Annotated in this window: 9 protein-coding genes; 6 read left to right on the top strand and 3 right to left on the bottom strand. The window is 73.7% G+C overall.

The window, feature by feature from the left end:
* The first annotated feature begins 138 nt into the window (after positions 1-138).
* From PH191_RS08160 to PH191_RS08145, 4 genes are all read left to right on the top strand, one after another.
* Complete coding sequence (locus tag PH191_RS08160) at positions 139-1,050, top strand: glycosyltransferase family 2 protein (RefSeq protein WP_274194118.1); 912 nt, start codon at positions 139-141, stop codon at positions 1,048-1,050.
* A gap of 219 nt (positions 1,051-1,269) precedes the next feature.
* Positions 1,270-2,751, top strand: coding sequence for a sugar transferase (locus PH191_RS08155; protein WP_274194117.1), 1,482 nt, complete (start codon positions 1,270-1,272; stop codon positions 2,749-2,751).
* A gap of 31 nt (positions 2,752-2,782) precedes the next feature.
* Entirely contained in the window at positions 2,783-4,051 is a 1,269-nt protein-coding gene (locus PH191_RS08150; protein ID WP_274194116.1) for a lipopolysaccharide biosynthesis protein, read from the top strand.
* Complete coding sequence (locus PH191_RS08145; protein WP_274194115.1) at positions 4,048-4,755, top strand: FkbM family methyltransferase; 708 nt, start codon at positions 4,048-4,050, stop codon at positions 4,753-4,755. The genes PH191_RS08150 and PH191_RS08145 overlap by 4 nt, the downstream gene beginning before the upstream one ends.
* 6 nt (positions 4,756-4,761) lie before the next feature.
* Here PH191_RS08145 and PH191_RS08140 read toward each other — a convergent pair whose 3' ends face one another.
* From PH191_RS08140 to PH191_RS08130, 3 genes are all read right to left on the bottom strand, one after another.
* Positions 4,762-5,601 (bottom strand): class I SAM-dependent methyltransferase, encoded by an 840-nt coding sequence (locus PH191_RS08140; protein WP_274194114.1) that lies wholly within the window; start codon positions 5,599-5,601, stop codon positions 4,762-4,764.
* Between the two features lie 200 nt (positions 5,602-5,801).
* Entirely contained in the window at positions 5,802-8,228 is a 2,427-nt protein-coding gene (locus PH191_RS08135) for a YncE family protein (protein WP_274194113.1), read from the bottom strand.
* 355 nt (positions 8,229-8,583) lie between these two features.
* Entirely contained in the window at positions 8,584-9,549 is a 966-nt protein-coding gene (locus PH191_RS08130) for a hypothetical protein (protein WP_274194112.1), read from the bottom strand.
* Positions 9,550-9,643: 94 nt separating this feature from the next.
* Between PH191_RS08130 and PH191_RS08125 the strand changes: the two genes are divergently transcribed.
* Both PH191_RS08125 and PH191_RS08120 read left to right on the top strand, forming a co-directional pair.
* A complete protein-coding gene (locus tag PH191_RS08125) occupies positions 9,644-12,940 on the top strand; it encodes an ATP-binding protein (protein WP_274194111.1) in 3,297 nt (1,098 codons plus the stop codon).
* 590 nt (positions 12,941-13,530) lie between these two features.
* Positions 13,531-14,961 (top strand): sugar transferase, encoded by a 1,431-nt coding sequence (locus PH191_RS08120; protein WP_274194110.1) that lies wholly within the window; start codon positions 13,531-13,533, stop codon positions 14,959-14,961.
* Positions 14,962-15,000 lie beyond the last annotated feature (39 nt).

The following is a 15,000-nucleotide window of genomic DNA, read 5'->3' as shown; positions in this document are numbered from 1 at the left end:
GCACTCTGCGAAGCTCCGATTACTCCCCCCGAGTTAACCTGGACCACACTGACGGCGCAGCCGATTGCCCCCTGTTGCGACCGTCGGCACCATAGATGTGTGGATCACGAGGCCGATGTCAAGACAAATGACCAACGCGTGACACCACATTCGGCCGAAATCACACCGCCGATCGCGTCGGTCTGTATCCCCCTCTTCCAGAAGGCCGACTACGTCGGCCGGACCATCGACAGCGTCCTCGCGCAGACCTTCACCGACTTCGAGCTCGTCGTCATCGACAACGCGAGCACCGACGGCTCCTCGGCCGTGGTCGACTCCTTCGACGACCCCCGGCTCCGCGTCGTCCGGCACGCCGAGACCGTGCCGATGATCGCCAACTTCGCCGCGGCGGTCGCCGCCACGCGCGCCCCGCTGGTGAAGGTCCTCATGGCCGACGACCTCATCGAGCCCGACGCGCTCGCGCGTCAGGTGGCCGTCCTGGATGCGGAGCCCGACGTGGCCGTGGTGTCGAGCCGGCACCACCTCGTCGACGACCACGACCGCGTCGTCGCCCGCGACCGCACCCTCCGGACGCCCGACCTCGTGGGCCGTCAGGACCGGTCGGCGGTCGTGCGCCGCGTCGTGCGCCACGGCGGCAACCCGCTCGGCGGGCCGGGCAACATGCTCTTCCGGCGCTCGGCCTTCGAGCAGGTCGGGGGCTTCCCGACCGACGATCCGTTCGTGCTCGACGTGGCACTGGCCGTCCGGCTGACCACCGTCGGCGACTTCTACGGGCTGCCCGAGACGCTCTCCCGGTTCCGACTGGCGTCGGGCTCCGAGAGCGGGGCGGCCCGGCGGCGGAACCTGCGGGCGCAGCGCGCGTTCGTCCGCGGGGTGCGACGCGACCACGCCGACGTGGTGCGCCGCGAGGACGTCGTCCGGGGGCTCGCGCGGTGGCCGCTGACGTGGCTGCGGCACCACGTGATCATGGCGGCGTCCACCGATCCCGACTCCCGCGTGCACCGTGCCGCGGCCCGGGTGCTCGATCCGCGGGGGAGACGATCGTCATAGTGGCTTCGCCGGGCGTACATCCCTGAGCAGGAGTTCTCACCCAACGCGATCGGGTGACTACGCCGCCAGGTTCAGCACACTGTCACCGATCTGACTAGTGGCTTCACCCATTGGTGGATCTGCACGTAGATTGCCGTTCGCTCAATCGGGTGATGATCCACGGTTCCCCCGGCCGCCGGACACCCCGTGTGACGCGAGGACGGTGACGTGGTGAGTCCGGTGGCTGCAGGAGCGACCGACACCGACTCCCGGAGCGACGCGCAGGACGAGGAAGCCCGCCTGCCGGTGATCCCGGATCGAACCGCAGCGGTGACGACGTACGACGCGCCGAGCCCGCCCGCCGAGGCGCGCCCGCTGTTCGGTTTCCGGTCTGCCGTGCATTGGCAGGCCTGGATGCTGGTGCTCCCGGTGGACGCCGTGCTGCTGGCGGCACCGGTGCTCTGGCTCCCGCAGTACGCGAAGGCCGTGCTCGCGATGACGGCCATCGCGCTGGCCCTGCTCTCCGGCGGGGGGCGCTACCGCGCGCGCCTGCACCTCTCGGTGCTCGACGAGATCCCGGGCGTGATCGCTCGCCTGCTGGTGGCCGCGGCCCTCGTGTCGTCGGTGTTCGCGCTGCGCCACGACGGCGAGGGCGTCGAGACGTTCCTGCTCATCGTCCTGCCGGGTCTGGGCCTCGTGGTGCTCGGGCGGGTAGCGACGACGCGGTTCATCCTCGCCGCCCGCAAGCGCAGCGTGGTCGCGCACCGGACGCTCGTGGTCGGCGGCGGGCCGCTCGCGGCGGACGTCATCGAGCTGCTCCAACGCCACCCGCGCTACGGCCTGTCGGTGGCCGGCTACCTCGACGACGGCGACGACCCGGCGGCGTCGGCGTTCGCCCCGCACGTCGGCGCCCTGGCCCATCTCGAGCGGATCGTGGCTGAGAACGGCATCGAGGTGGTGCTCGTCGCGGGCGGCGAGTTCGACGAGGCCGAGCTGCTCGACCGCGTGCGCAGCCCCGAGTGCGCCGGCTGCGACCTGCTGATCGTCCCGCGGCTGCCCGCCTTCGTGACGCAGACCGGCACCGGCGACCACATCGGCTCGGTGCCGATCATGCGCATCCGCACGCCCCCGCTCGACGGCGTCAGCTGGACGCTCAAGCGGGTCTTCGACGTCGTCGTCAGCGCGACCGTGCTGGTCGTCCTCGCCCCGGTGATGGTGATCTGCGCACTGGCGGTCCACCTCGAGGGCGGGCCGGGCGTGATCTTCCGGCAGGCGCGGGTGGGACGTGACGGAAAGCTCTTCGAGTGCCTGAAGTTCCGGTCGATGCGGCCCGCGGACGAGGGCGAGTCCGCCACGCAGTGGTCGGTCGTGGGTGACGAGCGCGTCGGTCCGGTCGGCCGGGTCCTGCGCCGCACCTCGCTCGACGAGCTCCCCCAGCTCTGGAACATCCTGCGCGGCGACATGACCCTCGTCGGGCCCCGCCCGGAGCGCCCGCACTTCGTGGAGAAGTTCTCCTCCGAGCTGCCGCGCTACGGCCATCGCCACCGCGTCCCGTCGGGGCTCACCGGTCTGGCCCAGGTGAGTGGCCTGCGCGGCGCCGACACCCCGATCTCGGATCGCGCGCGCTTCGACAACTTCTACATCGAGAACTGGTCGCTCTGGCTCGACGCCAAGGTCCTGCTGCGGACCATCAACGAGGTGCTCTTCGCCCGTGGCCGGTGATCGATCCGGTCCGGATCTGCAGGATGGTGTGATGCCCGAGTCGACGGTCTCCGGTCGCGGCCCCGGGGCCGCCCGGATGCTCGTCGGTCGCGTCGGCGGCGTCGCCGGGTCGCTCGTGGCCGGTCAGGTCCTCCTCGGTCTCACCTACGTCGTCGCGGCCCGGGCGATCACCCCGGAAGCCCTCGGCATCGTGGCGACGTGCTTCGCCATCTCGGTCGTCTCGGCGACCGTGTTCGACCTCGGCCTCATGAGCTACCTCGTCCGCGAGTCCGCCGGAGGCCGCCTCGACGTGGCTGCCGCCCGCGCGGTGCACCGGTCGAAACGACGTGTGCTGCTCCCACTGGCTCTGGTCAGCACGGGAGCGGGCGTCATGATCGCCCCGGACCTCGCGACCGGGCTCGTGCTCGGCGCGGTGGCTCCGCTGGTCTGGGAGGCGCAGTCCGCCAACGCCCTCCTCCGCGCCCAGGAGCGCTTCGCGCAGGCCGCCACGGCGCAGCTCCTCGGCCGCCTCGGCGGGCTGGTCGTCGTCGTGGTGCTCCTCCTGGTCGGTGTCACCGAGCTGGCGCTGCCGATCGGGCTCGCGTCGAGCTTCGCGATCGAGGCCGTCGTGGACCGGCTGTTCCTCGGGCGGCCCCCCGCCGGCCGCGCCCCGTGGAGCGAGCTGGCCCGGGCTCAGTGGTGGTCGGTGTCGTTCGGGCTGGCGGCCCTGGCCTCGATCGGCCAGCAGCTCGACACCCCGTTCGTCGCCCTCGGCGGCGGACCGGCCGCGGCGGGCATCTACGCCGGAGCGGGTCGGCTCCTCGGGCCGCTGCTGTTCCTCTCGTCGGCCCTGGCCCTGGTGGGTCTGCCCTGGTTGGCCCGGGCGGGGGACAACGAGACCGATCTGCGCGTCGAGGAACGCCGGATCGGCCGGGTGACCGCCGGCATCTGCCTCGCCCCGCTGGTCGCCGCCCTCGTGGGCCCGCCACTGATCCCCCTGATCCTCGGCGCGCAGTACGAGGCGTCGGGAGGAACCTTCGCCGTCCTGGCGATCGGTGCGGCGGTGTCGACCGTGAACCAGGGCCTCGCGCTCGTCCTGCAGAACCGCGGGCACCAGGGCGTCGTCGCCCGCGCCGTCGCGATCGGGCTGGCCCTGGGCCTCGTGTCGACCTACGGGCTCGCCGTCGTCGGCGGGCCCGTGTGGGCGGCTGCGGGCTTCGTCGTCAGTCAGCTCTGGATCGTCGTCCACCTCGGCGTGCGCGCGCACGTCGTCCGCCGGCACCCGCCGACCCGAGACCCCGCCGGAAAGGCTCGTCGATGACCCTCGCCGACACCACCAAGTCCCTGTTCCGACGCGTCGGCGTCGACGTGGCCCGGTACCGCCCGACGGAGCGGCGTCGGCAGGCCCTGATCGAGGCGTCCGGTGCCCGGACCGTGCTCGACGTCGGAGCCAACGCCGGTCAGTACGCCACAGCCCTGCGCCAGTGGGGGTTCGACGGGCACATCGTCTCGTTCGAGCCTCTGCCCGCGGCGTTCGCCGAGCTGCAGGCGGCTGCGGCGGCCGACAGTCGGTGGTCGTGCCTCCCCGTCGCCGCCTCGGCCACCTCCGGGTCGGCGACGCTGAACGTCGCGGGCAACTCGGCGAGCTCGAGCCTGCACACGATGGCCGAGGCGCACGAGCACGCGGCGCCCGGCGCGACGATGGTGGGCGTGGCCGACGTCGACCTCGTCCGCCTCGACGAGGTCGACGAGATCGCCGCGGTGCCCGGTCCGCTGATGCTCAAGCTCGACGTCCAGGGCCACGAGCTCTCGGTCCTCGAGGGCACCCGCGGTCTCCTCGACCGGGTCGTGCTCATCGAGGCCGAGCTCAGCGTCCGCGAGCTCTACGACGGTGCGCCCGTGATGCGCGAGGTGCTCGACGTCCTGGCCGGCCTCGGCTTCGAGCTCGTCGGGCTCGAGCCGGGCTTCCACGACCCCCACGACGGGACGATCCTGCAGTTCGACGGGTTCTTCCGGCGCGCCTGAGCCACCTCAGGTGCGTCGCATCAGCACGTACCCGTAGTGCTGGTCGAGCGCGCTCTCGGGCACCAGCGTCATGCCCACCGGCCGCAGGCCCATGTCGTCCATCGCGGTCCAGAAGTGGTCGAGGCGGTAGGTCGTCATGTTCGCGTTGTGGAAGCGGTAGTTGCGCCGTGGCGACCAGGTGTCCGTCGCTCCGGTGCTGTACTTGATCTGCACGAAGGCCAGGGCGCCGGAACGCAGCATCGCGGCCGCGAGGCGCATCAGGCGCAGGCCGTACTCGGGGCTCGGGACGAGTTCGAGGACGTAGAGACAGAGGAAGAGGTCGACGCTCCCGGCGGGGACCTCGTCGAGCACGACGTCCGGCGCCGCGACGTCCACCACGACCTCCGTGACCGGCGTGTGGCAGTGGTCCTTGACGACGCGCGCGGCCTCGGTCGTGGAATGGGGATTGATGTCGAGCGCGACGAAGCTGTCGGCCCGGGGCGCGAACCGCACCGCGTTGGCGCCGCCCCCGACGCCCCACTCCAGCACGCGGCCGAGCTGCGGGCGTCCGCCGACCATGGCGGCGAGCTGGTCGAAGAGCGCGAGGTGGTCGGTCCCGATCTGGTCGAACCGGCCCTCGTCGATCAGTCGCCCGCCACACCAGTGCGAGTCGTCGAGCCAGCGCGGGTCGCTGCGATCGGCCCAGTAGTTCGCGGCGTCGGCGATCAGCCGTTCCTCGCTGTGGTGCACCCCGAGCGCGCTCATCACCTGCTCGCTCTTCTCGCGCGTCCTGTCGTTGAGCCGATGGAGCCGACGTCGGACCCGTGCGAGCACGCCCCGGTCCGCGATCTGTGTGTTTCCCCCCATCAGGGGACGGTGACAGTTCCTTGGCTCGAACGACTACGAATGCACTCGTTGAGGCCAAAGGGTTACGCCGAATGGGAGGGCGCAGCGGACCACCGAGGTACTGGCCCACGACGACCTCACGCTCTGCCCAAGATCGACACGTGCGACGGCCCCGGCCTCCGGGCGGACCAGGAGGCCGGGGCCGTCGGGATCACACCCCGTCAGGAACCGGCGCTGCCGTTCGAGTTCGTGCCGGGACCGTCGGTCTCGCCGCCGGACCCGGCCCGGCTGCTGTCGCCGTTCCCGCCGTCTCCGCCGTTGCCTCCCTGCGCGGAGGACGAGGCGTCCTCGTTGTAGGCGAAGCCGCCCTGGCCGCCGTAGCCGCCCTGGTCGGTGGTGCTGTCGCCGCCGTCTCCGCCGCGCCCGCCCGTGGCCTCCGATCGTTCACCCGAGACGCCGGCGGTTCCGCCAGAGCTGCCGTTGCCGCCGCCCGTTCCCGAGTTGTCGCCACCGTCCCCGCCGCGTCCTCCCTCGGCGGTGGAATCGTCGCCGTCGGCCGTCGCGCCGCCGCCGAGGCCGCCCGTCTCAGGGGTGCCGGCCCCATTGAGGTTCGCAGCCTGACCGCCGTCCCCGCCTCGAGCCGTGCCGTTCGGACCCCGTGTCCCGGCGGAGCCGCCGCCGTTGTCCCCGTCGGAGGGACGCTCTCGCACGAAGCTGCCCGTGGCGGTGCCCGCGTCCCCGCCGTCGCCGCCGACGGCGAGGGGGTTGATGCCGATGGCGAAGGCGCCGCCACCGCCACCTCCGTCGCCGGAGGAGGCGTCGCTGCCGGTCACCGAACCGCCGTCGCCGGCGGCGCCGCCGGACGCCATGGCCGCGCCGAGCGGGATCACGTCGGGACCGTAGGAGTACGCGGTGGCGTTGCCGCCGTCCCCGCCTTCGCCGCCGAGCACGATGTCGCCTCCGACGCCACCGCCGCCGTTGCCGCCCTCACCGCCGGTGGCGTCGGCGGCCCCCGCGGCCCCGCCCGTCGGTGCGCATCCGGCGGTGCACGTCCCGCTGCCCGCGGCACCTCCCTGGCCGGCGGTGGCCAGGACGCCGCCGCCCGCGCCCCCATCGCCATAGGTCGAGGTGAGCCGTACCCCGGTGAACGGGTCCACGGCCACGAGCGCGACGTCGCTGCCGTCGCCGCCCCGGCCGCCGACCGCGGTGGCGTCGCCGCCGTCGCCGCCGTTCGCCACGCCGGTGCAGGTGCCCTGGCACACAGCGGTCCCGCCGCTCCCGCCGTTGCCGCCGTTGGCGCGCACCAGCGGGGCGTCGGTGCCGTCCTCGCCCGCCAGGAATCCGGAGGCGCCGTTCGCGCCGGTCCGCTCGGCGTTGCCGCCGTCCGCGCCGTTGGCGAGGTTGGTGCACGTCCCGCGGCAGTAGGCGGTGCCGCCGTTGCCGCCGTTGCCCGCGGTCGTCGTCTCGTCGTCCACAGCCAGCGCCGCGAATCGAGCGGCCGCAGGATAGGTCGTCACGCCGTCGGCGTTGGTGACGGCGTTGCCGCCCCGGCCGCCGGTGGCGACGTTCGTGCAGGTGCCGATGCAGTACCCGATGCCGCCGTCCTCGCCGTCACCCCCGCTGACGCCGGCGGCGCCCACGGCAACGTCCGTGCAGGTCCCGGAGCAGAACTCGATGTTCTGGCCGGAAGCGTCCTTGGCGCGGATGAATCCGTCGCCATAGGTGATCTCGTAGTCGTCCGGGTCGAACGACGCGGATCGCTGGTCGAAGCCCGAACCGCGGACCTGGGTGGTGAACGCGGCGAGGCGCTGCGCCTCGGTCAGGCCGGGCGCGTTCGGGTCGGTCGGTCCGCCAGGGTTGTCGGGTCCGCCGGGGTTGTCGGGTCCGCCGGGGTTGTCGGGTCCGCCGGGGTTGTCGGGTCCGCCGGGGTTGTCGGGTCCGCCGGGGTTGTCGGGTCCGCCGGGGTTGTCGGGTCCTCCGGGGTGGTCGGGTCCTCCGGGGTGGTCGGGTCCTCCGGGGTGGTCGGGTCCTCCGGGGTGGTCGGGTCCTCCCGGGCTGTCGGGTCCTCCTGGTCCGCCGTGCCCCGGTCCGGGGTGGCCCGAGTCCGGGCCATCGGAGTCGGACCCGTTCTCGCTCGAGCCTTCGGAGCCCGCTCGGCTCTCGACCGACTGGACGTCGCCGTCGTTCCCGCCGCTCCCGGACGAGCCCTCGCTACCGGAGGTGCCTCCGTTGCCGACGCCACAATCGGGACGGTGGATCGGCCCTGCCGTGGCGTGCACGGTGCCGGAGCCGTCCACGGCGACGGTGCTCGGCGCGAAGTCCAGGGTCGTCGTGTGCGTCGCGCTCCAGCCGTCGCCCACCCGGGAAACCGTCGTGATCGACCGACCCTGCTGGTCCGCCGTGTAGACGTTGCCCGAGCCCGGATCGAAGACCGCCGAGACCGGACCGGAGCCGGTGGGCACGGCCGCGATCTGGCGCATGCTCCCGTCGGGCCCGGGAGCGAAGATCAGCAGCTGGTCACCGCACGGGTCGACCCGGAAGACGGTCCCCGTCGCCGGGTCGACCGCGACGCCGGTGGTGAGCGTCGACGTCGGATAGGCCGTGGCGAGCGGTCGGGAGGCCTGCGCCCAGGTCGGCAGTTCGGTCATGACGCTGCTGTTCGTGGGGCCCGGGCTCGCCACAGCGCTGGGGGCTGTGGCGGCGACGAGCACCGCCGAGGCCACCACGGCGAGCGCCCCGGCACCGAGTCGGCCGGCACCTCGCGATCGGGTGTGCGGTCGGCGTCGGTCGGCTCTGACCATCTGGTCCCCCCAGGTGAGTCGGGTCGCCCGGGAACGCACAGCGATCTCGGGGCCCGTGGACGTTCGGTGTGTTCACCTCATCGGGGAGGTAGCAACACGTTGTTACAGATGAACGGTCACCGATCGTGCTTTCACGAGGCTTTCATACGCTGAATGGGTAGATCGACCACGCAGAGCGAGATCCAAACGGCGTCGCGGTCACTCAGTGATTCAGGGGCGAGGGCTGCTCGACGCGGCACAACTCGTCGCGCCCGAAGACCTGCCAGAGCATCCGCGGGGTCACGAGGCCGTGGGGGAGCGGGGAGTCGGGGTCGGGCAGGCCCGGCATCGGGCGCGGGTCGGGCAGGGCCTCCGGGACGCGGGGCTCCTCGCCCGGGTCGGCCTCCTCGTCCCCGCGCACCCACGAGCGCACGCGGTCGACCATCCCGTCGAGCAGGTCACCGATCGCCCTGCCGCCGGACTGGGCGATGGCCGTGGAGGCGTCGACGACGAAGTCCCAGTCCTCGGAGGACAGGAGGGCGAGCATGGTCGCGGCGGACCGGTCGTCGGCGTCCTCGAGGTCGTCGACGCGACGCTGCAGACGGTCCATCACGGTCGACGCCCACCCCGGCTCCCCGATGTCCCGACGCAGGCCCTGGGCCGGGGGCGGGGTGAACTCGGCGCGGGTGAAGGTGCGTCCGTAGGCGGTGGCCACGAGCTCGGCGCAGTAGAAGCTCGGTGATGTGGAGGTGGCCGCCCAGGAGGTCGCGACGTCACAGCAGGCGCGGTAGAGGCGGTCGCTGAGGTCGCGGTCGGTCGCCCACAGCTCGACGGACCGCAGGCCGGCGGCCACGTTGACGAGCTTGAGGAACGAGAAGGCCCCTTCCTCGCCCGGCGTCGGCTCGAAGCGATCGAGGTGGTCGAGGGCCCGATCGCGCAGGGCGTCCGGCATCGCGATGGTGTAGAAATCGCGGCTCGGCCAGAACTCCTCGAACCTGTCCCACCGGATGCCACCGACGTCATACCGGAGGTTGTCGGCCAGGGCGCTGGCGATGCCGTTCGCGGGACCGTCGCGCCGGGGGCGTCCGTCCTCGTCGATGCTCACGGCGATCCCGGAGTGCGAGAGCACGGTGCCGTCGAAGCGCTCCATGAGTCGGCCGAGGGCCTCACCGGGTATCTGTGTGACCAACAGTAGGTCTCCGGGCCGGACCTCGTCCTTGCTTCTGACCTCGAAGGACGTAATGTCCTGTGTCGCCGTCACTGTGAGTATCCCTGGGGGTTCGATGTCACCGTCGTCGTCCTCGGATGTCCGTATCCGTGTGCTCGGCGAGGTCGCCATCGAGGGCGCATCGGGCGAGATCGGACGGCCGGGGCGGCGGCTGCGCACCCTCCTGGCCCTGATCGCCGCGGCGTGCCGGGGCACCGTGGCGGTGCCGGCGCTGATCGACGAGATCTGGGCCGAGGACCTCCCCGAGCGGCCCGACGGTGCGCTGCAGGTGCTGGTCAGCCGGCTCCGACGCGAGGCCCCGGACGAGGGGACGCGGCTTCCGATCGTCCCGATCGGCGAGACCTACCGGCTCGACCTGCCGCGCGATGCCATCGACCTGCACCGCTTCCACGACGACGCCGCCGCCGCTCTCGCCGCCGACGCCTCGCGCGACACCGTGCTCGAGCGCGGCACACGGGCGCTCGCGACGTGGCGCGGCGAGCCTTTCGCCGGGACGCCGGTGGGCCAGCGCCTCGAGGTCGAGCGCGTGCGCGCCGTCGACCGCCGCCTGCGCCTCATCGAGCGGATGGGCGCCACCCTGCTCGACCTCGACCGCCCGGAGGAGGCCGTCGAGCTCGTCGTCGCCGACCTCGCCGCCGACCGCTCCCGCGAGCGGCTCGCCGTCATCGCCGCGTCCGGCCTGCACCGCCAGGGCCGCACGAGCGAGGCCCTCGAGATCCTCACCGCCACGCGCCGAGCGCTGCGCGACGACTACGCCGTCGAGCCGGGCGCCGAGATCGAGGACCTCACGCTCCGGCTGCTCGCCCCCACCCCGGCCCGCCAGCCGCGACCCACGCTCGTCGGCCGGGAGGAGGAGCTCGCCGCCGTCCGCGCGCTGCTCGAGGCGCCCGAGGCGGGCGCGATCCGCCTGATCACCGGCGAGGCCGGCATCGGCAAGACCGCACTCCTGCGCGCCGCTCGCCGCGAGGCGTGGATGAACGGGGCGGCCGTCGGCGGCGGCTCCTGTGACGTCGACGCGCCGCCGTGGACGGCGTGGGCCGAGGCGCTCGCCGACCTCGGCGTCCCCCCGGTCGCTCCGGGGGAGCCCGCTCCGGGGCGCGCGCTGCTCGACCGGCTCACCGCCCGGCCCGGTCCGGTGCTGCTGACCCTCGACGACCTCCACCTCGCCGACTCCGCGACGCTCGCCGCCCTGCGCGGCCTCGCCCGCCTCGGCCTGCCCGCCGGGGTGGCGCTGCTGGTCGCCGCCCGCGAGCCCGACGCGCAGGCTCACCCGATCTGGGGCGGGACGCACGCCGAGCTCGCCCTGCTGGAGTGCGTCAGCGACGTGCGCCTCAGCGAGCTCGATTCCGCCGCGGTGCGCCGGCTGGTGGTCCGGCACCTGCCGGGGCTCGCGCCCGATGGCGCCGCGCGCGTCGCCGAGGCCCTGTACGAGCGCACCCGCGGGCACGCCCTGCACGTCTCCGCGGTGATCGAGTCGCTCTCCGGCCTGGACGCTCCGGACGGGGACAAGGCGGTCGACGAGCTCGCCACCGTCATCCCCGCGCGCCTGCGGCCCCTGCTCGACCACCAGCTCGCCGGCCTCGAGCCCGATGCCCGCGACGCCCTCGAGGGCTTGGCCGTGCTCGCCCCGCTCTCGCTCGCCGACCTCGGCGCCCTGCTCGACGTCGCCCCGCGGGCGCTGTCGAAGCAGCTCCGCAGCGCCGTCGACCGCGGGCTGCTGGCCGCCACCGGCGACGGCTTCGCCTTCCGGCACGCCCTCACCCGCGACGCCGTGCTCGACGCCGTCCCGCCGGCGAGCGCGCAGGCGCTGCACCACGCCCGCTACCGGGTCCTCGTCACCGAGAGCCGGCCGGAACCCTTCACTCTGCTGCGCCACGCCGTGGGCGCCGGCCCGCTCCTCCCGACCCTCGAGCTCGGCGACGCCCGTCTCGGGGCCGGCATCGCGGCGTACCGCCAGGGCGCGATGGAGGAAGCCCTCGTCCAGCTCGACGCGGTGCTCGACTCGTCGCGACCCAGCTCGGTGACGCTGCACCGCGGTCTCGTGCTCGAGGCGCTCGGCCGACACGACGAGGCTGACGAGGTGCTCGACGAGGTCGTCGAGCACGCCGTCGCCAGCGCCACCGCCGAGCAGGGCCTTGCCGCGACGGACACACGCGAGGTCGACGACGCGGTGGTCGCCGCCGTCGGGCACGACGCCATGGGCATCAGCGTCGCCGGGCGCCCTCGACGCGCCCGGCGACTGCGGCGCGCCCGGGCGCTGCCGCTGTCGAAGCGACAGCGCGCCGAGGTGCTGCGCAGCCTGATTCTGGAGGAGGAGCAGCTCCACGGGGACGTCGACGACCCCACGGCGCTGCCCGAGCTGCTGGAGCTCGCCGCGACGGGATTCGGCGACCCGGGCCTGCTCGCCGGCGTCCGCGTCCTCGAGGCCAACCACCTCGTCGACGCGCCCGTGCCGGCCGCCCAGCGGCTCGCGGTCTGCGAACAGGCCGCCGCGCTCGCCGACGCCGAGGGCGCGGACGCGCTCTGGTTCGAGGCCGAGGAGCTGCGCATCGCCGCGCTCCTGGCCACCGGCCGGCAGGACGCCGCCGTCGCGGCACGCCGCGCCCTCGAGCCGCTCGCCGTCGACCGTCACCGGCCGCGCACGATGTGGATGGTCTCGCTGCTCGACGCCGGTCTCACCCTGGCCCGTGGCGACACCGACGAGGCCGACGCCGCCGCACTCGCCGCCCTGCACCGCGGCCAGGAGCTCGGGCTGCCCGACGCCGTCGGCGCCTACGGGGTGCACCTGCTGGTCCGTCACCTGCTCGGACGCACCCTGCCCTCGCTCCAGGGACTGCCCGCCGGCGCGGCCGCCATGTACCCGCTGGTCGCGGCGTGGTCGGCCGCCGCCGCGGTGGACGCCGCCGTCGGCGAGGACCTCGACACCGCGGCCGGGCACCTCGCCGACTGGCACCACAAGCGGGAGGGGCGTGAAGGCCGGCTCTTCGACCGGCCCGGCCTCTGCCTGGCCGCCTGCGCGGCGTTCGCGCTGGGCGACGTCCCGACCGCCGAGGTCGTCCGCCGCGACCTGCCCCCGGACCCCGGGGCGCTGGTCGTCGTGGGCATCGGCTCGGCCACCTTCGGCCCGCTCGCGCTGTACCAGGGCCTCGCCGCCGCCGTCCTCGGCGACCGGACGGAGGCCCGCAGGCTCCTCGGTCAGGCCGCGACCGTCGCCGACGGCCTCGGCTGGGCCCCCTGGGCCGACGCCGCCCGCGGCTTCGTCCGCTACGTCAAGCCGGGGCAGGGGCGCCCGGCGGGTGGTCCCCCCACCCCGCCGGACGCCCGTCCGCTCGGACTGCTCCCGCCGCCCTGACGTACCCCCCTCGTCAGGCCGGGACGGATCGCAGCCCGTGGCCCCGGACCCGGGTCGGCGGCTCGAGGCGATCGACATCGCGTCGCTCCCTCCTGCCGCCGGCTCACCAGCCCGTGACGCAGAGCAGACACGGTTCCGCTTTCACCGACCTTTCGCCGTGAAGGTGAGGTGATGCCGGTTGCTCGCCCGGATGGAGCAGTGGCGTGCCCAGTGGCGTCCGCTGACGCCGAAGCGAGGGCGGCGGAAGCACGACGCGCGAGCCCCAGCTGGGTGAATGCCCGACCGGGGCGCCCGGAATCGTCGCCGCCCGGAACGTTACGCAAAGGCGCTGCGATCCAGGCCACACAGAGCTGAACGGGTGAACGCGCGTCATCAAACCGCGCGTGTCGTTGCGACACGCCGGGGAACGGGCGCAGGGCGTGTGTAACGACCTGGGAGCGATCACGCGATAGCGGCACAAGAACGCGGGCCGGTTCACACACAGCCGATACCGCGGGGTCAGAGGGGCGGATGGTCGTTCACCATCCGTGACATCCGGGGGGATCACAGTGAGCAGTGCCATCGGATTGACGGAATCGATTGAGCAATCGGTGCCGCGTCCTCGCTCCGCCGCCGATCCCACGGCCTCCGTCACCGTCCGCCCGAGCTCGCGACGCTGGCAGCGCCGGCTCACCCGCATCGTCGTCGCGACCGACCTCACGGTCATCGCCCTCGTCTCGGCCCTCGCCACGATCATCGGCGGCTGGGGCCTCGGGCCCTCCACGCAGTTCAACGCCGTCGCCGCCGCCCTCGTGCTCGGCGGCCTCGTCGGCTACCGGGCCTGGGACCGCGGGGTCCTCGGCCAGGGCGCCGACGAGTTCAACCGCGTGCTCCGCGGCACCGCGATCGCCGCGGTCGTCCTGGCGCTGGCCGGGATGGCGCTGAAGATCGACGCGGTCCGCCCCTGGATCTTCGGAGTCATTCCCGCCACCGGCGCCGGCCTGCTGCTCGGCCGCTACGCCGTGCGCCGCGTGCTGCACCGCGCCCGCCGCGACGCCCGCTGCATGTCGTCGGTGCTGGTCGTCGGTTCCGAGGCCGCGGTCGCCGACCTCGTCGCCCGCGCCCGCCGCGTGCCGCACCACGGCTGGACCGTCACCGCGGCCTGCACCTCCACCGGCGCCGGCGAGATCGCCGGCGTGCCGGTGGTCGGTGACCTCGACGACGTCGCCCGCCACGTGCACGAGCTCGGCATCGAGGTCGTCGCCGTCGCCCCGACGCCCGGCTGGACGCCGAAGCGCCTGCACAGCCTCGCCTGGGACCTCGAGGGCGCCGGCGTCGAGCTGGTGGTCGACCCGGGCCTCATGGAGATCACCGGCCCGCGACTGCACGTCGCCCCGGTCGACGGCCTGCCGCTGCTGCGCCTCACCGAGCCCCGCTGGGGCGGCCCGGCCCGCATGGCCAAGAACCTCTTCGACCGCGCTGCCGCCGCCGCGCTGCTCCTGATCCTCGCTCCGGTGTTCCTCACCGTCGCCGTGCTGATCCGCAAGGACGGCGGGCCGGTGTTCTACCGCCAGGAGCGCGTCGGCCGCGCCGGCCGGACCTTTCGAATGATCAAGTTCCGCTCGATGGTCGTGGACGCCGACCAGCAGGTCGCCCAGCTCGTCGCCGCCAACGAGGGCGCCGGCCCGCTGTTCAAGATGAAGCGCGACCCGCGCATCACCCGCATCGGCGGGGTGCTGCGCCGCTTCTCGATCGACGAGCTCCCCCAGCTGTTCAACGTGGTCGGCGGCTCGATGTCGCTGGTCGGCCCCCGCCCCGCCCTCCAGCGCGAGGTGGCCACCTACACCGAGGACGCGCTGCGCAAGCTCTACGTCCGCCCGGGCCTCACCGGCCTCTGGCAGGTCAGCGGTCGCTCCGACCTCACGTGGGAAGAGTCGGTCCGCCTCGACCTGCGCTACGTCGAGAACTGGTCTGCCGCTCTCGACATCTCGATCCTCTGGAAGACGGTCGGCGCGGTGTTCCGCGGCCGCGGCGCCTACTGATCCATTTCACGACCTCCTGCCCAATCAATACTCGAACGA

Source organism: Actinomycetospora callitridis, from assembly GCF_028737265.1.
GTDB lineage: Bacteria > Actinomycetota > Actinomycetes > Mycobacteriales > Pseudonocardiaceae > Actinomycetospora > Actinomycetospora callitridis.
This window is presented reverse-complemented; position numbering and strand designations above follow the sequence as displayed.